Below are 19,396 nucleotides of genomic sequence, written 5' to 3'. Positions count from 1 at the left end.
TCAAAAATTGAATGTTATTTTATATACTTTACATATTTGCCAGTTATACTAAATCTAGTTAAATCAGAAAGGAAGATTTAAATGAAAAAACAAAAAACTTTAACGATGGCCGTTTTATCAGGAATGTTATTAGCTCAAACAGCTTTGCCGCTTGCTCAGACTTTTGCTCAAGAAGATACCAGTCAAGAAACAAGTCAAGCAGCAGAATCTAAATCAGATGCACAATCAATGACTGAAATGGAATCAAGTCAAGAATCAGCAACAGGCGCAGAAGATGCTAACCAAGGCGAATCTTCAGAAGAAAAATCCGAAAAGGATGAAATTCCAACTGATCCCGAAGAATTGAAGGCTTTAATTAAGGAATATGGCCATAAGATTACTGTAAATGGCCACCAAATGAATATTTATGAAATGGGTGAAGAACATAAAGGACAGTCTAAGACGCTCGTCTTTATGCCGGGTCTTGGTGAAGCTTCACAACCATTAACTCATAAGAATTTATTAGATTTATTAGCGAAAAAATATCATATTTTAGTAGTAGAACCTTTTGGTTATGGACTATCTGATGTAAGTCATGAAGAAAGAACAGTAGATACGATTATTGATGAACTGCATCAAGCACTTCAACAAGAAAAAGTGGACAAATATTTATTAGTTGCTCATTCCTTGTCCGGTATTTATGCTATGAAGTATGCTCAAAAATACCCTGAAGAAGTTCAAGGGGTGGTTGGTATGGATACCTCTACACCAATGATGAATGGATTTATGGACATGCAACATGAGGAAGCACCAGTGGATGATAGTGGGGCAGCAACTGATCTTCCGGAGATCCCTGATGTGGATGATGAAGTGAACGAGCAGTATAAGCTGATCGCTCAGTTGAATTTGAATAATGAAGATGTGGCAGATGAGAGTGAGCGCTCTAACCAAGTCTTATTGGATAACAAGGATGAAAAGATACCGGCAGGTATTCCTGCTTTATATCTTTTAGCACAAGACTCTTATGAAGATATTGAGATGCGTCGTGAATTCATGGATAAGATTACTGAAGACTGGGAAGAACAACATGTTTCGATGTCCGAAAATCCAAATGAAGTTGAGACTCATGTATTAGAAGGAGACCACTTAATCTACATGACTCAGTATGAGGAAATGGCTCGTTTAATTGATGAATTTGCTCAAAAGATTAAGTAGAAAGGACGGTCCGATCATGAAACGGAAGAAATCACTGTTAGCCTTTTTAATGATCGCAAGTCTATGTCAACCCGCAACCACTTGGGCAGCTGAGGTTGATTTATTGGATAAGTATCCCGTAAAAACGCCACTCTTTACCCAAGGTTTAGAGTTGGATCCGACAGGTAAGGAATTGATCTTGGGAACAGGCTTAGAGGGAAAATCTCAACTGGGTAAGTTTAATCTTCAATCAGGTGAATTAGAGGATGCCCAAAATTTGCCAAATAATTATTTTGGTGAGGGAATTACCTTTACCCCTAACGCTTTGTGGCAGTTGACCTGGAAGGAGAAAAAAGTTCTTAAGCGGGATCCAAAGACCTTTGAAATTTTGGATGAGATAGATATTAATACCGAAGGATGGGGAATCTGTTATGATCCAGATGAGAAGGTTATATGGCGGTCGGATGGGACGTCAACCCTTTATAAGCACGATCCTGAGACCTTTGAATTACTTGGTCAAGTCAAAATTATGAATGGTAAGTTGGCTGCCTCAAAATTGAATGAATTGGAATGGGCCAATGGTCATATCTATGCGAACCGATTATATCGTGATGAAATTTTAAAGATCGACCTAGCGTCTGAGTCGGTAGTGGAGACTTATGATGTTCGTCCAATGCTTGATCAGACCTTAAATGAGGAAGAGATCGCTTCAGTGGATACCTTGAATGGGATAGCTCATATCGAGGGCGATGAATTCTATATTACTGGTAAGCTTTATCCTTATATTTATAAAGTTCGTTTAAAATAAAAGAAATAGCACTTAATTAAAAAAAGAACCCGGCAAGTTGATTTGCCGGGTTCTTTTACTTGATTATTTCTTGATTATTTGTTTTCAAGTGGAATTTCTTTATTTTCTTTAGTTCCATCAAGCGAGTTTCTCACATTGGTGTAACCTTGTTCTTCTAAGTATTCTGCGATAACACTTGAACGGTTACCAGAGTAGCAGTAAGTGATAATTTCAGTGTCTTTATCTTCTGGCAAGAATTCAAGGGCTGTTTCAGGTGTTTCACTATCTACATGGTGAGCCCCTTTAATGGCTGATTTATTGAAGTCTTTTTCATCACGTCCGTCAATGAAAATAACATCATCGTCATCGATTTCATCCATTAACTCATCAGGTAAGATGGATTCGAAAGTCACTAATTGATAGTCAAATTCATCAACACCATCTGCGTTTTGAACTTTTTCGAAGCCGTTATCTAATAATAATTGAGCAGAAGCGGCAGAGTCTTCTTTGGTAGCAGCAATGACAACCACTTGCATCTTTTTGTAATTTTCAAGGCGTGGAAGGTTTTCTTCTAAGTCATCGGCTTCAATATTGATGGCATGTTTAACGTGGCCTTTTTCGTAGGCATCATCGTCACGTACGTCGATAACCAAGACTTTCTCTTTTTCTTTATTGTCTTGTTCAATTTGTTCGAGTTTTTCACCTTCGATGACTTCGATATCAGCGGCGTAGATTGATCCAACCCCTAAAGATACCACAGTTGCTAAAACTAAAGCTGATTTAGTAACATTCATTAATGTTTTACGCATACATACACTCCTTAAATATTAGTGATAATTTAATTATAACATAGTCTTGAAAAGCTAACTAATTAAAAGCTCTGATAAATCACTTATATTTATTAGTTATACTTATTTCTTTTCACTAAGAGATTATAGATCGCTATGTTATACTAGCATTATATTAACTTTTGGAGGTCGTTATGGCAAGTAAAGTGTATTGGGTGTTTGAGGTGCTAGTTCTTATCTTAGGCTGGGTGATCAATCAATATGCCCGTCAACGGATGGGATTATATCGTCATCTGTATTTTCGGCTAAGTCAAGCCCAGGAAGGTTTTTTAGCAGCAGAATATCAGGGCTATCTAATTTTCATCGGAGTAGTTCTTATATCAATAGCGATCCTTGCCATTTGGCGCACTGAAGCTTTGATTCAAACTTGCTATCGTTTTTCCTGGCGAGGCCATTGGATCATGGTGACTTTATTATCGGCATTGGCTCTAGCTTTACTATGGAGATTTTCGATGGAACAGTCTTTCTTGATGCTGCCTTATTTCATAGTGGGTATTGCCGTGATGGCCTTTGTCAATGGTTTGCTTGCCCTAGGTATTCGTTATTTCCATCCTGCTGATCAGGCTTGTTAAATAAAGGAGTTTTTAATGAATCAGTCAGCAATTATCTATTTTATGAAGTTGCCTAAGAAGGGCTATTCTAAGACGCGTTTACAGAATTTTTTACCTGCGGATAATATTCTTCACTTATGCACTTATTTAATTCAGCAGAACTATCAGGTTATTCAAGATTATCCGGCGGATGTCTATCTCTTTGTGACACCTCAAGAGGATTTGGCTCAAGTTCATGATTATCTAGATATTGACTTGGGTCGGGTTTTTCCACAGTTGATGTCGGACCATCTGGGTCAGCGAATGGCTCAAGCGATGGAGCAGGTCTTTCAATTGGGTTATCAAAAAGTAGCCCTTATGGGCTGTGATTTGATTGATTTAGATCGACCGATATTGAATCAGGCTTTTGAGGGTTTGGATCATTGTGATTTGGTTTTGGCTCCGGCCCGTGATGGCGGTTATGGCCTAATCGCTACCAAGGCTTTTCATCCTGAACTATTTAATTTGACACATTATTCCCACGACCAAGTCCTTCGTCAAACCTTGGATCAAGCTCAATCAGCGGGCTTAACCTGGACCTTAACTCGGACTATTTTGGATATCGATGACCGTGATGATGTAGCTGCTTATTTGACGGGGGATTCAGCAGCGACATTTTTGAATCAAGGTGAATACAATGCGAATTTTATCTTTGATCAGGGGAAAAAATTATTACGTGTTGCCCTAGGGTCTCAGATGCACTTAAAACACCAAATTGTCTATGAATATCAAGCCTTAAAGGCCTTAGAGCCTTCAGGGGTGGTGCCCAAGGTCTATGATTGTCAGGCGGAGACGGATCTGATGGGATTAGGATTTTTGACGGAAGAATTTCTTCCTGGACGTCCTTTGAACTATCAAACCGACTTGAATAAGGCGGCAGAGCTTCTTGCGCGTGTTCATCATGTGGATCCCAAGCGGGGAAGGGACTTAATTCGAGCTGACCAGCCTTTTGAGCTGATGTATCAGGAATTTCAGTCTATGTTCAAGCACTATCAAGGTTGGCCACAAAAGAAATCGCAAGTTGAATCAGTTATTTTATCCTTGTTGGACAGCCTGTCTATTTATGACCGCCAGCTTCCTTTAGAGGATCCTTGTATTATCAATACCGAATTAAACTCCCATAATTTTTTGATCAATGAGTCAGGACCTTCTTATATTATTGATTGGGAGAAACCGCTGATCGGTGAGCGTGAACAAGATTTGGCCCACTTTTTAGCACCGACAACGACGCTTTGGCGAACAGATCAATTGATTGAAGGGAAAGATCTGGCTGGTTTTGTGACTGCTTATAACAAGTATTCGACCGTCCCTGTTAAAAAAGACCGCCTAAAACAGTACCTGCACTTTACCTGCTTACGAGGCGTCACTTGGTGTGCTATGGCTTATGTTCAATATCTAAATCAAACGAAGGTGAAGGCAGCAAATTCATCCGCTTTTGCCACAATTGAACGCTTTATCAGCCTACCATTTCTCGAAAATATTCAGACCTATATTAATGACTTAGAGAGGTTGCTTCAATGAAGCCAGAACTTTCACTGATCATTCCAGTATATAACGAAGTCGAGCAAGTAACCGGTCTTTTCGACCACCTGCACGTCTTTGACCGTCAAAAGGTAGAAGTCCTGTTTGTGGATGGGGGATCTTTGGATGGAACCCCTGAACATCTTACACAAGCAGGCTGGACTTGTATTCATTCTGCTAAAGGAAGAGGTCAGCAGCTTCATACTGGTGCCTTGGCTAGTCAAAGTGACCGCCTGCTCTTTTTACATGCGGACAGTTATTTTAAAGAAGATCCTTTGGAGGCCATTATTCAAGCACTAGATAAAGGGAATGCGGGTGCCTTTCCTTTGCGATTTGATCCTAGCAGCCCTTTGTTAAGTACGATTGCTTGGGGATCGAATTGGCGACTAAAGTATCGCCGTATTGCCTTTGGCGATCAGGGGATTTTTATGACTCGTCAGACTTATCATCAGTCAGGGGGCTTTAAATCTTTAGCTTTAATGGAAGATTATGACTGGTCAATGCGTTATAAACAAGCTGGTGGGCAGTTTATCATACCTCCTCTATCAATTTATACGGCTTCGCGTCGTTTTCAAAAAGGGGGAACACTTAGGACCTTATGGACAATGCAGTATTGTCAGCACTTATACCGTCAAGGTGTTCCGATTGAACAGATTCAAAAGATATATCAAGAAAGGGGATAAGCATGAAGAAGCGTAGCTTTAAAGAAAAAATTATAGCCAAGGGGGCAGAGCGGATGGTTATGACGCTGGAAGAACCTCCAAATATTGTCGACTTAACCAAGCCAATCCAAGATTGTAAGGTCGCCTTTGTAACGACGGCGGGCGTGCATCTGAAGTCAGATCCGCCCTTTAATATCAATGGAGACCATACTTATCGAATGATTCCTGGGACAGCAACGCCAGATTTATTAACGATTACTCATGATCACTATGACCATAAGGCCGCTGATCAGGACTTGAATGTTGTATTCCCCTTGGATTTATTGCGTCATTATGCACAAGAAGGGCGTATTGGGTCGGTGGCACCACGTAACTTTGGTCTAATGGGATATATTCCCAGAACGGATCTTTTGATCAATGAGGTCGCTCCAGCGATTGCCCGTCAATTAGTTGAAGATCAAGTCGATGTCTGTTTGATGTCTCCCGGTTGATATATCTGTCATCAGTCCGTTGGACTCATACAACGAGAAGTTGAAAAACAAGGGATTCGAACAGCTTCCATTGCCCATCTACCGCGTCTGATTGAAAAGGTCCGTCCACCGCGTTTTTTAGCCATAGATTTTCCATTAGGGTTAACTTTTGGGGATGCTTTTGATGAAGTAGGACATCGCCACGTCTTGGATCAATTGATTCAAGTTGCCATCGATGGGGGACCGGAAGAAGAAGTTCCCTACCAACCTTTATAATGTGAGGGGACTGGGAGCTTTTCTTCTTTAGATTTATCAGAATATTAAATAGATAAAAATATGAATACTGTATCTTACTGATATAAGCTTATTAATATAACTTTTTTAGCATTAATAAGTAGTCTAATTGCCTTATTCGAATCATTTCACTTATCAGAATTGATTTGTTAGAATACCCATTGGATAGAAAGTTTTTTGAAGAGTGTGCTAAACGAGGGGATGCAGAATGGATTATTTTATTTTATTTTTAGAAGGAATCATGACTTTTGTGTCTCCTTGCTTGTTACCTATGTTACCAATGTATATTGCCTACTTTGTGGGGACAAAGGAGGATGCTGAGTCTAAGCCCTTGATGAAGGCTTTGGGATTTGTGGCAGGCTTTTCGCTAGTCTTTATGGCCTTAAGCTTGTTTGTTTCAACGCTAGGGCACTTTCTATTGATGCACCGGGCCTGGGTGAACGGGATTGCTGGACTAATATTGATTGCTTTGGGGCTAGATTATTTAACAGGTCAAAAGTTGATGGCCAAACTAACGCCTAAGCATTCGGGTGGAGCGGTCTTGAATCCTTTTGCTTTCGGGATGTTATTTGCCATATCATGGTCGCCTTGCGTGGGGACTTTTTTGGCGGCGGCTTTATCTTATATTGCTACCGTTGGTTCTTGGGGACGGTCGATTGGCTTGATCTTGGCCTATTGTTTAGGTTTAGGGATTCCTTTTGTCTTATCGGCTCTCCTATTGGAAGAGAGCAAGCGTGTTGTGGGCTTTATCAAGCATAACTACCGTTGGGTTCACCGTATTTCTGGTGTGTTACTCATTCTTTTTGGGATTATGATGATGTTTGGTTGGTTGGAAGACTGGCTATTATCACTGGCATAGGAGGCTATTATGAATAAGCGATTGATGTATTTGGGATTGAGCCTAGTAGCACTATTATTGATAGCTGGTGGCTTTTATCGCCACTACCAAAATGAGGATTCGTCAGAGTCTTTAACAAACTCTCAGCCTACAAGCACGAGTAAGACGGCCCTTGATACCACGAAGACGACTGAGGCGAGTAAAGAGACTAGCAAGGCGGCTGAGACGACGAAGACTACTGAGAGGGCGAGCTCTAATAAGACGACTTCCACTAGCAAGGAAGATTCATCGACCAAAGAAACAAGTGAGGATGATGAGGATGAGTCTATGTCTAAGGCGGAGTTTTTAGCTTCCATTGAGCCTAAGAATTTTCGCTTCACGGATCAAGAGGGTGAGATGGTTGATTTCGAGAAAGCTTCCAAAGGAAAGCCGGCGGTTGTTAATATCTGGGCAACTTGGTGTAATCCCTGCGGTCAGGAAATGCCTGAATTCCAGAAGGTTTGGGAAGATTATCAAGAAGATGTTAATTTTTATCTAGTGAATGCTTTAGATTCTAAGCCGACGGAAACCAAAGAAAAAGTAGAGCAATTTTTAGAAGAACTCAACTTTAAAATGCCTATCTATTATGATTATCACTTGAAGACGATGGCGGTTGCCAACGCGGTCTTTTTCCCAACCACCCTATTTATTGATGCAGAAGGCCAGGTTGTTCATTATCAATTTGGTCAGATGGATCAAGCTGCGATTGAAGAACAATTGCAGCAATTACTAAATGATTAATCTTAATTTGTGGAAAGGGGGCTTTGTTTTTTAGCGTTATTATTTTTTAGGAGGAAACTATGAAAAAAAGTCAAATTATTGTAATTATTCTTGCTGTTGCTGCTTTATTAGCTTATTTCTTCGTACCATCGGTTAATGGCTTTATCAATCAATCTATTACAGCTATGAAGTCTGTAAATTTAGAAGATACGATTGCTTTTATACGTTCGTATGGTTCGATTGCTGCGGTTGTTTCTTTCTTCTTAATGATCTTGCAATCGATCATTTCACCAATTCCAGCCTTTTTAATTACCTTATCGAATGCAGCTATTTTTGGCTGGGTTAAAGGAGCGATCCTTTCTTGGACGTCTTCCATGGTAGGAGCAGCGCTTTGCTTCTATATTGCTCGTATTTTAGGACGAGATGTTGTGGCTAAATTAACCTCTAATACAGCCTTAAAGTCATTGGATTCCTTCTTTGAAAAATATGGGAAGTATACAATCGTCGTTTGTCGTTTATTGCCATTCGTTTCTTTTGACTTGGTATCTTATGCAGCGGGTCTTACCTCAATGGGCTTTTGGTCCTTCTTTATAGCTACCGGGATCGGTCAATTACCAGCAACGATTGTTTATTCTTATATCGGACAAAACTTTTCTGGTGGAGGAAAACAACTCTTTGTAGGACTTTTATTACTTTTCTCACTGTCTATTGTTATCTATATTATTAAGAAGGTATACAATGATCGACAAGCTAAGCAAGCCTAATTTTTCATGGGAGAAGCTGCTCAAGCTTATCTTGATCGGCTTGTTATTGTTGGCCACTATATGGATTACGGTTAGTTTTCCGCCGGATCGGGTGAGAAACTTAATCGAATCAGCTGGCGCCTATGGGCGTTTGGTATATATTGCTCTATGGGTTTTCTTGCCGATTGGATTTTTTCCGGTGCCCTTTCTAGCCTTTGCAGGTGGAATGGGGTATGGCTTAATTGAGGGGTCTATATTGACCTTTGTGGGAGCTGCCCTAAACTTAACCTTTATGTTCTTTATGTCGCGGTATTTATTCCGTGAAGGACTCCAATCCTTCCTCTATCGAAAATATCCTAAATCTAAAGAAATTTTAGCTGCAGATCGTTCTCGCTTAAATTTTGTACTCGCTTTGGCCCGCTTGATGCCAGTGATTCCCTATAATATTGAGAATTATGCTTTTGGTTTGACCGATATTCCATTTTGGGACTATCTCTGGGTGTCTCTCGTGTTTATCTTGCCGGGGACTTTCATCTATGTCAATGTAGGGGATAAGGCACTGGAGCCGGGAGATTCGTCATTCGTTATTTCATTGGTCTTATTGGCGGTCTTAGTGGTGGGAACGACTTTTCTTGGAAAATACTTAAAACAGCCTAAAAAAGACTCGGTTAAAAAGGAGGAAAATCATGAAGGTCGCGATTGATTTTGATAATACCTTTTATACACCCAATCGAGACGTGGATGATGGTTTGGCCTTGATGTATCTTTTAGGCTCTTCTCAGGTAGAACTAGTAGGGATTACCTCTTGTTTTGGAAATGCCCCGATTGAAGAAGTCGACCAGTCCACTCAGCGCTTAATTGAAGAGTTAGACCTTGAATCGATTCCTTATGCCAAGGGGGCAGTAGAAGTAGGGGATTATTTAACCCCGGCTAGCCAGCTATTAGTGGATCTGGCAGATCGCTATGCGGGAGACCTTTGTTTGTTAGCGACGGGATCGTTGGCTAACCTCCAAGGGGCTTATTTAAGAGATCCGCTGTTTTTTGATAAAGTTAAGCAAATTGTCTTAATGGGAGGCACTGTGGCGCCTTTGATCTTTGCTAAGTCAGAGATGTTGGAGTTGAATTTTTCTTGTGATCCACAAGCCACACTAACGGTTCTTTCCAAAGGAAAGAATGTCTCGGTCTTGACGGGGAATGCCTGTTTAGATGTTTTGTTTACTCGTGAGGATTATAATCAGGCATTTGCAGGACAAGAGGGTTGTGTGACTCGCTTGATTAAGACTTATTCGGATCCTTGGTTTGTTGATAATGATTTGGAATATGGAATCAAAGGCTTTTATAATTGGGATAGTTTGGCGGCTGCCTATTTGGTAGATCCTCAACTCTTCCAAGATAATTTAGCCAGCTACCGAGTATCAATTCAGAGTTTATCGAAGGGATCGCTCTTGGCTGATCAGGAAGATCCCACTTCCTATGCCGTCACTAAGCCAATTCGTCAAGTATCATTGAATTTGCCACGGGTAAAATCGGCGCAGGCGGTCAAGCAAGCACTCTTTGACCGCTGGTTGGCGGTAGATTATCAACTTGAAAGGAGGCGAATTGATGGCAAGTGTTAAGCAGATCCTAAGTGGGTTATCAACGGGATTTATGGCAGCTTTATTAGCCGGTGCCTTGATGTCTTACTGGGTTTGGCTGGAGATGCGTATCCATACTTGGGTCTTGTGTTGGCTCATATTGGCTTTATTCATCATGATCAGTGTCTTTTTTAAGATCAAGCCGTTACTTTTCTTTATATTAGAAGCGGTTATAGTCGTTTTAGTCTTTGTGAAATCTCCCAATATATTTATATATAATGTGCGAGATATGTTCTTCTTGAATATGCCATTTGATCAGATCAAATGGTTGACTTTAGCGATTGTTGCGATCTTAAATATAATAATGTTGTATTTACTTTCCGATCAAAGAAAAAAAGGATAAAAGAAAAGGAGTTTATCTAATGAAAAAAATTATGAAAAAAATTGCAGCCTTTGCGGCTGTCTTTACCTTAGCCGTATCTTCAATGACACCCGTTTTTGCGGATGAAGCACTTCCTACTAAGGAAAATCCAATGGTAGTGGATAAAGAAGCAGGAACGATCAAGATCTTGGCTCATGTTAATGGAAAATATTTAGAAACATCTACTCGTCATGCGGTTGTATTTGACGATGGTAACTTCGGTGGAAAATCGATCTATGGAACGACTGCTAATCAAAATGACTTTTACGAAGCTTTGTTAGAGATCGGTGCAGAACCTGGTAACAATATGACGGGTGAAAATGCCACAGAAACCCACGTTGAAGGAGATATCATTGATATCAAAGTAACTTGGGAAGGTGCCGATAAGGAATACGACATTGCGGATACAATTGTCGATTCGAATGGTAATGATATTGAGTTCCATTTTGGAGGCAACAAAGATAATGCTAAAGAAAAACATACGGGTTGTATCACTTGCTTAGATTCTTGTCCAGTTGGCTTGATTTCTAATACAACCTATACTTATGGTGCTGTAGAAAAACGAGGCGAAGTGAAATTTACTGGGAACCCAGATGTATTACCTGAAGATGGAACGGAAGTTATCTTGACTTATTCCATTCGTAAAGCACCTGTAGCAAGTAGTTGCTGCGGATAAAAAAGGTTTACATATAGAGAACCCCAAGAGTTTGATTTTTAATCTAACTCTTGGGGTCTTTTTTGCTATTTATTATTGAATTTGTAGGCTTCAATTGATCACTGATGATGAGAGGGTAAAGGTGTTTATAGAATGTTAGTGAAGAATAGGACATCTAGAAGAGGATGATCTCTACCGAGAGTATCACCCGATTATGAACTAATTGTCATAAAAGAGCGATATAAAGTCCTAAAACTGATAAGGAGCAGGTTTTACTAGAGTTTTTGAATTTTGAAAATGTGTGAAAGAAACAATTTACATGATCTTTACAGTAGTTTTACTTAAAAAATATATTGGATTGATAAGATAGGTGTGAAATTCAGAAGGATTTCAAAAAATAAGAAAAGAGGAGTATTGAGAGCATGAAAAAATCAATCTTGATGACCTTGTCAACGGCCTTAGTCTTATCAGCATTGAGTCCTGTTGCGGCCTTAGCCAAGCAAGAAGAAGGGCAATTTTCAGAATTGCCAGTTGTGGCATTAGAAGAAGGTAGAGCACTCACAGAAGACCTAAGTTTAATTAGCGAAAACCAAGCGAAATATGTCTTCTTATTTATTGGGGATGGAATGGGAAATATTCCAGTATCTGCGGCTGAATACTTTTTAGGACCTGATAATGGGGATGAAGGCAAAGGGCAAGCCCAAGCTCAACCTTTAAATTTCTCTCAATTTCCAGTGATTGGTTTACAAAATCCAACGGATGCTGATCACTATGTTCCCGATTCTGCAGCAACTGCTACTGCTTTTGGAAATGGTGTTAAGATTGATTCAAATGTCATTGGTTTAACACCAGGTTATACAGAACAAACAGAATCTGTTGCTGAAAAAGCAAAAAATGATGGTAAGGCAGTAGGGATTTTATCTACCGTTACTTTAAATCATGCAACGCCAGCAGCCTTTTATGCCAATGTAGAACACCGTAATAACTACTACGAAATTGGCGAACAAATGGCTTTATCAAACTTTGACTATTTTGCGGGTGGTTCTTTAGGACGTCGTACTGGCGATAATGAAGATCAAAAAGACCTCTACGAAGTATTGAAAGAAAATGGCTATACTGTGGTAGAAAGCAAAGAAGAGTTCGAGGCCATTACTGCTGAAACAGGTAAAGTATATGCCCCTTCTGAAGTAATGTCAGATGCGGATGGCTCTTCTATGAAATATGCTATTGACCAAGAAGAAGGCGAACAAACCTTAGCAGATATGGTAGCAAAAGGTATTGAAGTATTATCTACTAATGAAAATGGCTTCTTCATGATGACTGAATCTGGTAAGATTGACTGGGCAGAACATGCTAACGATGCAGCAACAACTGTGAAGGAAGTGATCGACTTCCAAAATGCTATCCAAAAAGCGGTTGATTTCTACTATGAACACCCAGAAGAAACTTTGATCGTCGTAACTGCTGACCACCCAACCGGTGGATTTACTATTGGTAACTCTGAAACAGGTTATAATTCCTATTTCCACTTATTAAATAACCAAAAAGTTTCTCAAGAAAAATTTGATACTATTTTTGCTGAAGCTTTAGAAGCTAACCCAGAAATGACCTTTGAAGATTTTCTACCAACGCTTGAAGAGAACTTCGGTTTTGTTTTTGACCTTGAAGCAAGTGAAGATGTAAAGACTTTTGGTGAAGTCGAAGCGGCTGAAGAAGCGGGCGAAGTGGAAGAAAAAGACTTAATGTTAGTTACTCCTTATGAATTAGAAGAATTAAAATATGCCTTCGAACAATCTAAATTACCATTCGAAGAACGTAATGCTGGTCAAACAGACATCATTAAGGGCTATCACTCATACCTACCAATCTCTATTGCTTCCACACGTTTACTGGCTCGTAAGGCTGGCCTAGCCTTTACAACTGTTGACCACTCTCCAGAGCGTGTACCTGTGTATGCAATTGGGGCCGGTGCTGCCATGTTTGAAGGGAATTACGAAAATATCGACATTGCTTACAAGTTACTCGCAGCCATGGGTCTTTATGAAGGCGGGGACACAAAGGTCGACAAGATTTCTGTAACGATTAAGGCTGGTGCAGGTCAAGAAACGGTTTCTAAAGAGACTAGCCAAGAATCTGTTTCTTCCGAGAATACCCAAGAAAATTCAGAATCGAGTGAAGCATCCGAAGAATCAAGTGCAGACAGTTCCGAAGCGGAAAGCTCTGAAGTAGAAACCGCACAAGAAAGCTCAGAGGAATCTTCTGAAGAAGCAGCTGAATAACTAAGCCTTCTGACAAAGTGATGACTTTAAGCGCGGGGGGTTAGACCCCTGTGCTTTTTTAGTTTAAAGGAGTAATTATGTACAAAAGATTTATCAAGAGTTTGATATGCCTTCTCGTTCTATCGATGACGGGCTTAACTCATAAAATTCAGGCCACGGAGTTAAAGGATTTGCCCTTTGAAGGTTATTATCTCAATCAAGAAGATAACGCCATTGAGGGATTGGTATTTAAAGGGAATGAATTGTATGTTTATGTCAAGGTCCTCGAAGCAATAGACGAAGACCTAGCAGGTTACGAGGATTTAGCCCAGCTAACGGAATTTCATTCCTTTCCTTATCCAGACTTAAATGCTTATAGTCAGTCGGTGAAGCAGGTCTATCTGGAAGAATTTAATTTACCTTTTGATCTGCAGAAAACTTACCAAAATCTTCTAGATCAAATTGAGCCTAAGATGTCCCAAGAAGATGTACTCCACTTACTTAACCAGAGAATCCCAGGTATTTATTATGACCAAAAAGCTGGATATCATTATTTTATCATTGCAAGCCCGCTTGTCACTGAAGTGGATGATGGCTGGCGTGTATTTCTATTCGGTCAAGAGCTTTTCACTTTTAAACAAGTAGGCCAAAAGCTACTTGATCAAGCTGGTCGAGAGTTCGAGTACGTGGATGGCATTATGCCCCATTAGAAGGAGGAATCATGAAGCATAAAATAGTCATTTATCCACTGCTTCTTAGTTTATTGGCGGGAGCTTTTCAAAGTTTAACGCCGATTCAAGCGAGTGAGTCTTCAACGGCGGATTCAACAGAAGAGGTCGTCCAACATTCCAAAGCGGGGACAAAATCAAAGGACGAACATGCCAATAATGGCCATCATCACGATCATGATCATGATGAAGAGAATGAATACTTGCCTGATCATATTCAATCCATCAAGTCTTCCTTTGTCGATAACCATCATCACGGGCATCGTTTTAAACGGGCTAATTTTATCCCAGAGGAGATTTTGAACCCCGATGATTCGACCTACCAAGCTCCTAAAGAAGTAGCAGATTATCAAGGATTTTATCAAGGAGCTCTCCCTATAGAGGATCTCGATGTTGATTTAAAGATTATCTTATCCATCGAAGAGGATGGTCTTTTTAACCTGGCTTATTACTTTGTCCAGGATGAAGCCAACCAGGGCCAACGCTTTTATGAAGATGGTCAAGGAAAGGTGCAGTCACGTCCAGCAATCTATCAAGACCTGGTCATTATGACTGGTGGTTTGAAGAAAGGAGAAGGTGGATTCTACGGCGGCCTGATCCGTAAGACCCTTTCGCCGGTTGTCTTATTAGGTCAAAGAGGCCAGCCAGTTGCTCTTTATCCTTATACGAATATGGCTTATGACTTAAGAGAGACTTATAGCAAGTATCGTATCTACCAAAATATGGGTCTTTACTTGGCTGAGGGCAATGTTTATGTCGATGTGAATCATCTGATTGGCTTGGATTCGAAGAACTCCTATCAGCTGGAATTAGCAGCAACCAAGGAGAAGAGTGAGGATCATTTCTTAGTTGAAAAACATAGCTATGAAATCTTGCAAGAATCCTTTGATCGCTATTTAGTCGATCATAATGATTTTGCCTTTGATTTTGAAACAGCTAATGACTTTCTTCAAGAAATTCTAGCGATGCATTTACAAACTAATCGCTCTTTTCCATTAGATACAAAGGTTGAGATGGTGGATCCAAGTCACGTCGAAGTTGACTTGGGAGAAGGTCGATCCATTAAATGGGCAGTTATGATTGACCAAACAGAATTGTATGTCTATGATGGTAAGTCGCTTTATTTAGCGGAAGACCTGCATGATGAAGGCGGAATATACCACGCTGACCAATGGATAAAGTCTAAAAATTAAAATGAATGAATTTGTGCCTCCTAAAGTAGAAAATCAAGATGGCAACTATTTTAGGAGGCATTTTTTATTTTGCTAGATAGCTACACCTGGTTCGGGTTAATGAATCTATTATTGCGCTACCAGTAAGCGACAAAAATATAAGGGTGGGTTAAAGAAAAAAGTCCTCACTCCATTATAAAGAGTGAGGGATTCTTGTCGTCTTATTGACCTTTTAGGGTTTGGTCTAGACCATTTTCCTTGGATAGTTGATGCCATTTTCCCCCTTGATAGTAATCTGTCTTTCTCGTTGCTTTTAGACTTGTTAAATAGCCTTCATTGAGCTTATGAATTAAGGATTTTTTTTGTTGGGGGATCATCCCCTTAACAGGTATTAGATTTGTGGGATGACTTGCATTGAAAAGTGTCTTCAGCTCTAATTTTTCTAGGAGTTGGATTTCTTCAAGGACAGTTTGGCTAGGTTTTAGGCGTTTGAAGCGTCCTGAGATGACATCCTTTACCAGATCGGCCCCCTTGAAGAGGACCATGGTGACAACAGTGAGTTCATCGGGTTGAACTTGATTTAAGAACTCAGCGGTTTTTTCAGCGTGTTCTTGGCTCAATTCTTGCCCACCTAGGCCGACCATAATATAGCAAGTATAACGGATGCCTAATTCTTCTAATTTTTTTAAGGCCTGCAATTGGTGGTTGGCAGTGACTCCCTTACGTTGGAAATGCAAGACTTGGTCCGAGCCGGATTCGATTCCAATAGAGATCCGATCTAAACCAGCTTTCTTAAGTAGAGCTAGGTCTTTAAGGGGCTTATCTAGAATGTCTTTAGACCGTGCAAAAGTAGAAATATAATCCACTTGGGGAAAGGAGTCATGGATGCAATGCATAATTTCTAGTAGGCGCTGAGTGGGTACACAAAGGGCATTGCCTTCAAGTAGGGTGAACTTTTTAGGGACATATCTTTTCCCTTCATAAAATTTAGCGCGTTCTTTAATATAGTGTTTAATATCTGCTAGTTCGAACTCTTGATATTTGAGCAATCCGTTCAAATCACAAAACTTACAAAAATTATAGTTACAACCTGCTGTTACGGGAATACTTTCATTATGCATTTCTGGCATGGGAGTGTAGTATTCCTTGGGGTAAAAATCATAGATTGAAGTCAAAGGATCCCTTCTTTCTTACTTAAATCGAAAATAATTAATTGTAAGAGTCGATAGAATGGGTATAATTCAGGATCGTTACTCGAACTACTACTTACTTGTTTTATAATCCCAAGAAAATTTCTAACAAGGTTATAGTCTAGGTCGACAGTTTTTATTAAAATGATCGGATTATTTATTGTTAACTATATAGTCGTTTCGAGATCATTTAACTCAGTATTCAGCTATCATTATATCATAACTAGCTATATTTCGATAACGTAAGCAGCCTTGTTCTTTTGGATCGGAATATTTTTTAAGCTAAATTTTGATAATTATGAATCCATCCTTATAAGATTAATTTCTGGACATTTTATTTTTTCGCTAATAGGTTATTTCCCTTTTAACTATCTTATCATCAATGATCATTTGAAGCATGAAATCTAAATGGTAGTTAGCCAGAAAAGACTCAAAATTTTGGTTTTCAATCTAATTTTTGAGGGTGACGCAGTACTATCGAGGAGGATTTATAGGGTCACTATAAAATGAGACTGTTCTTTTTGGAAAGAGGTTAATTTTCAACTTAATACTTGATTTTATCCGTTAAAATTGCTAACATGTTAAGCGTGCTTGAGAAAGCCATTAAAGGGAGCGGATGGGTTCTGGTGTTCCCTCTGGTCTTCAAAACCAGTATGAGGCGTTAAGAGCGTCTTGGGTGAGTTCGATTCTCACACGTTCCCGCCAGGAATATTAGCTAGCCAGTTGTTTAACAGCTGGCTATTTTTTATGATTATATAGATCGGATGGGGTAATTACTTGGGCTAGATAATAATATCAATGATAGAATCGGATAGCGATCGTCAGGAAAGATACAGAGAGACTCACTGGACCTGGTCTACTTTCCATAGATTTTGCGATAGCCTTTCATTTTGATGGAAATTGTGCTATTGTATAGATAGTAAGAAATGAAATGTTATGGAGGTTTTAATTAATGGATGCTGTATTACAAAAGTTTGTAGATCAAGGTCTTTTTAATGAACAAGTTGCTCAATATATCGAAGAAGCTTTCGATAACAAGGAATCAGTGATTATTGCTGGACACCGTTCAACTGGATCGCGTCCTTTGATGGCTAACATCATGCAATTAGCTAAGAAAAAACATGATTCTGTTCAAGTGCGTAAAGCAGAAGACTTAGAAAAAGATGGCGAATACTATCTTATCTTTGGCGCACCAGCTGAAGAAGTTGAAACATTAGTAGGTGAAGCCTTGAAGAAGGGTAAAGCTTTCGTAACACTTAAAGAACCTGAAACTCCAGTTTCAATCCTTAAAGTCATGAAGGGTGTACTTAAAGAAGTTGAAGGCTTTGACCACAAAGTCTTACAAGTATCTTTACGTAAAGATGGTACCGGAGCTTCTGCTGTACCTTTCACTGATCGTGTTGACCGCTACTTCATCAATGAAAAAGGTCGCGTTAAATCAGAAAAATTAGACTTCTAATTCGTTGAATCTTAAGCTAAGCCTTACGGGCTTAGCTTTTTTGTTAGGGTTAGACATTTGAGCTAGCTTGCATAGGACTTTACCTACTATGATAATTCGACACTCGATTATATAAAAGAGTAGACTTTATGAGCCCAAGCGCTGAAATTATTTGTTATTCGTTGTATAATGGAAGCATAAAGTTAAAGAAAAGAGGGATAAAATGGTAGATAAACATAAAGAGGTTACCGAACTAGAAATCTGTGGTGGGTGAAACGCCAAGATAGGACCAGGCAGTTTGTCTGAAATTTTAGGCGGTTTACCTAAACAATTTGATCCCAATCTTTTAGTGGGTTATGACTCCAGCGATGACGCAGCGGTTTATCAAGTGTCTCCGGATGTAGCCGTGATTCAAACAACCGATTTCTTCCCTTCAATGGTGAAAGATCCTTATGATTTTGGTCGGATCGCAGCAACTAATGCCCTTTCGGATGTTTATTCGATGGGTGGGAAAGTGATTACCGCTTTAAATCTTGTAGGCTACCCAGATAACACTCAGCCTTTAGATAATCTAGCTCAGATTCTAAAGGGAGGCGCTGAGAAGGTGCTTGAAGCAGGTGGGGTACTTGCCGGAGGACATACCATTCGTCAAAGCAAGCCACTTTATGGCTTGGCGGTAGCAGGTGTCGTTCATCCTGATAAGATTGTGACCAATAACGGTTGTAAACCAGGGGATGCCCTGATTGCAACCAAGAAATTAGGTGTCGGGATTGTTACCACGGCCCATAATAAGAACTTGATTTCTCAAGCAGCATTTGATGAGGCGATTCAATTTATGACCACCTTGAATAAATATGCAGCCGAGATTATGTTGGATTATCAAGTGACCGCTTGTACGGATATTACCGGATTTGGTATTTTAGGTCATATGATTGAAATGGTTGAAGATCACGCTTCGGCTGTAGTGGAAGCCGCTAAGATTCCTTATATTGAAGGAGCTTATGAAGCAGCCAAAGCTAATTTGACAACGGGTGGTGCTAAGCGTAACCGCCAATACTATGAAGACCAGATTGACTTCCAAATAGCTGATCCAGCTATGGAAGAAATCCTCTTTGATCCTCAGACTTCGGGAGGCTTATTAATTACTGTTCCCGAAGATCAATTGGCCAGTATTATGCAAGCCTATCAAGAAGCTAATATTCAAGCTGCCCACATTGGTTATATTACACAACAACAGGAAAAGGCAATTATTGTAAAATAAGAAAGGAAATGTAC

At 39.8% G+C, this 19,396-nt stretch carries 20 protein-coding genes and 1 tRNA gene; 19 read left to right on the top strand and 2 right to left on the bottom strand.

The window, feature by feature from the left end:
* The first annotated feature begins 81 nt into the window (after positions 1 to 81).
* Complete coding sequence (locus HMPREF9706_RS02890; protein WP_006907875.1) at positions 82 to 1,194, top strand: alpha/beta fold hydrolase; 1,113 nt, start codon at positions 82 to 84, stop codon at positions 1,192 to 1,194.
* Between the two features lie 16 nt (positions 1,195 to 1,210).
* Positions 1,211 to 1,981 (top strand): glutaminyl-peptide cyclotransferase, encoded by a 771-nt coding sequence (locus HMPREF9706_RS02885; RefSeq protein ID WP_006907874.1) that lies wholly within the window; start codon positions 1,211 to 1,213, stop codon positions 1,979 to 1,981.
* 74 nt (positions 1,982 to 2,055) lie between these two features.
* On the opposite strand, the gene HMPREF9706_RS02880 is transcribed toward HMPREF9706_RS02885, so the two are convergent.
* Positions 2,056 to 2,769, bottom strand: a complete 714-nt coding sequence (locus HMPREF9706_RS02880) for a rhodanese-like domain-containing protein (protein ID WP_006907873.1) — start codon at positions 2,767 to 2,769, stop codon at positions 2,056 to 2,058.
* Positions 2,770 to 2,942: 173 nt separating this feature from the next.
* Here HMPREF9706_RS02880 and HMPREF9706_RS02875 point away from each other — a divergent pair, with 173 nt between their 5' ends.
* The 14 genes from HMPREF9706_RS02875 to HMPREF9706_RS02810 all read left to right on the top strand — a co-directional run bounded on the left by HMPREF9706_RS02875 (position 2,943) and on the right by HMPREF9706_RS02810 (position 15,514).
* On the top strand, positions 2,943 to 3,380 hold the full coding sequence (locus tag HMPREF9706_RS02875; protein WP_006907872.1) for a hypothetical protein: 438 nt from the start codon (positions 2,943 to 2,945) through the stop codon (positions 3,378 to 3,380).
* 15 nt (positions 3,381 to 3,395) lie between these two features.
* Entirely contained in the window at positions 3,396 to 4,919 is a 1,524-nt protein-coding gene (locus HMPREF9706_RS02870) for a TIGR04282 family arsenosugar biosynthesis glycosyltransferase (protein WP_006907870.1), read from the top strand.
* Complete coding sequence (locus HMPREF9706_RS02865; protein ID WP_006907869.1) at positions 4,916 to 5,602, top strand: TIGR04283 family arsenosugar biosynthesis glycosyltransferase; 687 nt, start codon at positions 4,916 to 4,918, stop codon at positions 5,600 to 5,602. Before HMPREF9706_RS02870 ends, HMPREF9706_RS02865 begins: the two co-directional genes overlap by 4 nt.
* A 2-nt stretch (positions 5,603 to 5,604) precedes the next feature.
* Positions 5,605 to 6,327: a glycine/sarcosine/betaine reductase selenoprotein B family protein gene (locus HMPREF9706_RS09335; protein ID WP_269208124.1), complete on the top strand. Its 723-nt coding sequence runs from the start codon at positions 5,605 to 5,607 to the stop codon at positions 6,325 to 6,327.
* Positions 6,328 to 6,553: 226 nt separating this feature from the next.
* Positions 6,554 to 7,204, top strand: coding sequence for a cytochrome c biogenesis CcdA family protein (locus HMPREF9706_RS02855; RefSeq protein WP_006907867.1), 651 nt, complete (start codon positions 6,554 to 6,556; stop codon positions 7,202 to 7,204).
* Between the two features lie 9 nt (positions 7,205 to 7,213).
* Positions 7,214 to 7,963, top strand: a complete 750-nt coding sequence (locus HMPREF9706_RS02850) for a TlpA family protein disulfide reductase (protein ID WP_006907866.1) — start codon at positions 7,214 to 7,216, stop codon at positions 7,961 to 7,963.
* 59 nt (positions 7,964 to 8,022) lie between these two features.
* Positions 8,023 to 8,706: a TVP38/TMEM64 family protein gene (locus tag HMPREF9706_RS02845; protein WP_006907865.1), complete on the top strand. Its 684-nt coding sequence runs from the start codon at positions 8,023 to 8,025 to the stop codon at positions 8,704 to 8,706.
* Positions 8,681 to 9,388, top strand: coding sequence for a TVP38/TMEM64 family protein (locus HMPREF9706_RS02840; protein ID WP_006907864.1), 708 nt, complete (start codon positions 8,681 to 8,683; stop codon positions 9,386 to 9,388). Before HMPREF9706_RS02845 ends, HMPREF9706_RS02840 begins: the two co-directional genes overlap by 26 nt.
* A complete protein-coding gene (locus tag HMPREF9706_RS02835) occupies positions 9,372 to 10,301 on the top strand; it encodes a nucleoside hydrolase (RefSeq protein WP_006907863.1) in 930 nt (309 codons plus the stop codon). The genes HMPREF9706_RS02840 and HMPREF9706_RS02835 overlap by 17 nt, the downstream gene beginning before the upstream one ends.
* Entirely contained in the window at positions 10,288 to 10,662 is a 375-nt protein-coding gene (locus tag HMPREF9706_RS02830; RefSeq protein WP_006907861.1) for a hypothetical protein, read from the top strand. The genes HMPREF9706_RS02835 and HMPREF9706_RS02830 overlap by 14 nt, the downstream gene beginning before the upstream one ends.
* A 19-nt stretch (positions 10,663 to 10,681) precedes the next feature.
* Complete coding sequence (locus HMPREF9706_RS02825) at positions 10,682 to 11,356, top strand: YdjY domain-containing protein (RefSeq protein WP_006907860.1); 675 nt, start codon at positions 10,682 to 10,684, stop codon at positions 11,354 to 11,356.
* Between the two features lie 401 nt (positions 11,357 to 11,757).
* The gene (locus tag HMPREF9706_RS02820) at positions 11,758 to 13,614 is read left to right on the top strand and encodes an alkaline phosphatase (protein ID WP_006907858.1); all 1,857 of its coding nucleotides are present in this window, start codon (positions 11,758 to 11,760) and stop codon (positions 13,612 to 13,614) included.
* A 77-nt stretch (positions 13,615 to 13,691) separates the two neighbouring features.
* Positions 13,692 to 14,303: a hypothetical protein gene (locus HMPREF9706_RS02815; RefSeq protein WP_006907857.1), complete on the top strand. Its 612-nt coding sequence runs from the start codon at positions 13,692 to 13,694 to the stop codon at positions 14,301 to 14,303.
* Between the two features lie 11 nt (positions 14,304 to 14,314).
* Complete coding sequence (locus HMPREF9706_RS02810) at positions 14,315 to 15,514, top strand: hypothetical protein (RefSeq protein WP_006907856.1); 1,200 nt, start codon at positions 14,315 to 14,317, stop codon at positions 15,512 to 15,514.
* A gap of 200 nt (positions 15,515 to 15,714) precedes the next feature.
* Here HMPREF9706_RS02810 and HMPREF9706_RS02805 read toward each other — a convergent pair whose 3' ends face one another.
* On the bottom strand, positions 15,715 to 16,668 hold the full coding sequence (locus HMPREF9706_RS02805) for a radical SAM protein (protein WP_006907855.1): 954 nt from the start codon (positions 16,666 to 16,668) through the stop codon (positions 15,715 to 15,717).
* A gap of 623 nt (positions 16,669 to 17,291) precedes the next feature.
* Between HMPREF9706_RS02805 and HMPREF9706_RS09030 the strand changes: the two genes are divergently transcribed.
* From HMPREF9706_RS09030 to selD, 3 genes are all read left to right on the top strand, one after another.
* Positions 17,292 to 17,388, top strand: a tRNA-Sec gene (locus HMPREF9706_RS09030).
* Positions 17,389 to 17,635: 247 nt separating this feature from the next.
* On the top strand, positions 17,636 to 18,142 hold the full coding sequence (locus tag HMPREF9706_RS02800) for a hypothetical protein (protein WP_006907854.1): 507 nt from the start codon (positions 17,636 to 17,638) through the stop codon (positions 18,140 to 18,142).
* A gap of 262 nt (positions 18,143 to 18,404) precedes the next feature.
* Positions 18,405 to 19,382 (top strand): selenide, water dikinase SelD, encoded by a 978-nt coding sequence (selD, locus tag HMPREF9706_RS02795; protein ID WP_269208131.1) that lies wholly within the window; start codon positions 18,405 to 18,407, stop codon positions 19,380 to 19,382.
* Positions 19,383 to 19,396 lie beyond the last annotated feature (14 nt).

Origin of the sequence: Facklamia hominis CCUG 36813 (assembly GCF_000301035.1) — a bacterium.
Classification (GTDB): Bacteria; Bacillota; Bacilli; order Lactobacillales; family Aerococcaceae; genus Facklamia; species Facklamia hominis.
The sequence above is the reverse complement of the archived record's forward strand: the minus strand, read 5'-3'. Positions and strand labels throughout refer to the sequence as shown.

Excerpts from the sequence above, each read along its gene's own strand:
- HMPREF9706_RS02890 (WP_006907875.1), top strand. The coding sequence starts at position 82 with ATGAAAAAACAAAAAACTTTAACGATGGCCGTTTTATCAGGAATGTTA.
- HMPREF9706_RS02885 (WP_006907874.1), top strand. The coding sequence starts at position 1,211 with ATGAAACGGAAGAAATCACTGTTAGCCTTTTTAATGATCGCAAGTCTA.
- HMPREF9706_RS02880 (WP_006907873.1), bottom strand. The coding sequence starts at position 2,769 with ATGCGTAAAACATTAATGAATGTTACTAAATCAGCTTTAGTTTTAGCA.
- HMPREF9706_RS02875 (WP_006907872.1), top strand. The coding sequence starts at position 2,943 with ATGGCAAGTAAAGTGTATTGGGTGTTTGAGGTGCTAGTTCTTATCTTA.
- HMPREF9706_RS02870 (WP_006907870.1), top strand. The coding sequence starts at position 3,396 with ATGAATCAGTCAGCAATTATCTATTTTATGAAGTTGCCTAAGAAGGGC.
- HMPREF9706_RS02865 (WP_006907869.1), top strand. The coding sequence starts at position 4,916 with ATGAAGCCAGAACTTTCACTGATCATTCCAGTATATAACGAAGTCGAG.
- HMPREF9706_RS02855 (WP_006907867.1), top strand. The coding sequence starts at position 6,554 with ATGGATTATTTTATTTTATTTTTAGAAGGAATCATGACTTTTGTGTCT.
- HMPREF9706_RS02850 (WP_006907866.1), top strand. The coding sequence starts at position 7,214 with ATGAATAAGCGATTGATGTATTTGGGATTGAGCCTAGTAGCACTATTA.
- HMPREF9706_RS02845 (WP_006907865.1), top strand. The coding sequence starts at position 8,023 with ATGAAAAAAAGTCAAATTATTGTAATTATTCTTGCTGTTGCTGCTTTA.
- HMPREF9706_RS02840 (WP_006907864.1), top strand. The coding sequence starts at position 8,681 with ATGATCGACAAGCTAAGCAAGCCTAATTTTTCATGGGAGAAGCTGCTC.
- HMPREF9706_RS02835 (WP_006907863.1), top strand. The coding sequence starts at position 9,372 with ATGAAGGTCGCGATTGATTTTGATAATACCTTTTATACACCCAATCGA.
- HMPREF9706_RS02830 (WP_006907861.1), top strand. The coding sequence starts at position 10,288 with ATGGCAAGTGTTAAGCAGATCCTAAGTGGGTTATCAACGGGATTTATG.
- HMPREF9706_RS02825 (WP_006907860.1), top strand. The coding sequence starts at position 10,682 with ATGAAAAAAATTATGAAAAAAATTGCAGCCTTTGCGGCTGTCTTTACC.
- HMPREF9706_RS02820 (WP_006907858.1), top strand. The coding sequence starts at position 11,758 with ATGAAAAAATCAATCTTGATGACCTTGTCAACGGCCTTAGTCTTATCA.
- HMPREF9706_RS02815 (WP_006907857.1), top strand. The coding sequence starts at position 13,692 with ATGTACAAAAGATTTATCAAGAGTTTGATATGCCTTCTCGTTCTATCG.
- HMPREF9706_RS02810 (WP_006907856.1), top strand. The coding sequence starts at position 14,315 with ATGAAGCATAAAATAGTCATTTATCCACTGCTTCTTAGTTTATTGGCG.
- HMPREF9706_RS02800 (WP_006907854.1), top strand. The coding sequence starts at position 17,636 with ATGGATGCTGTATTACAAAAGTTTGTAGATCAAGGTCTTTTTAATGAA.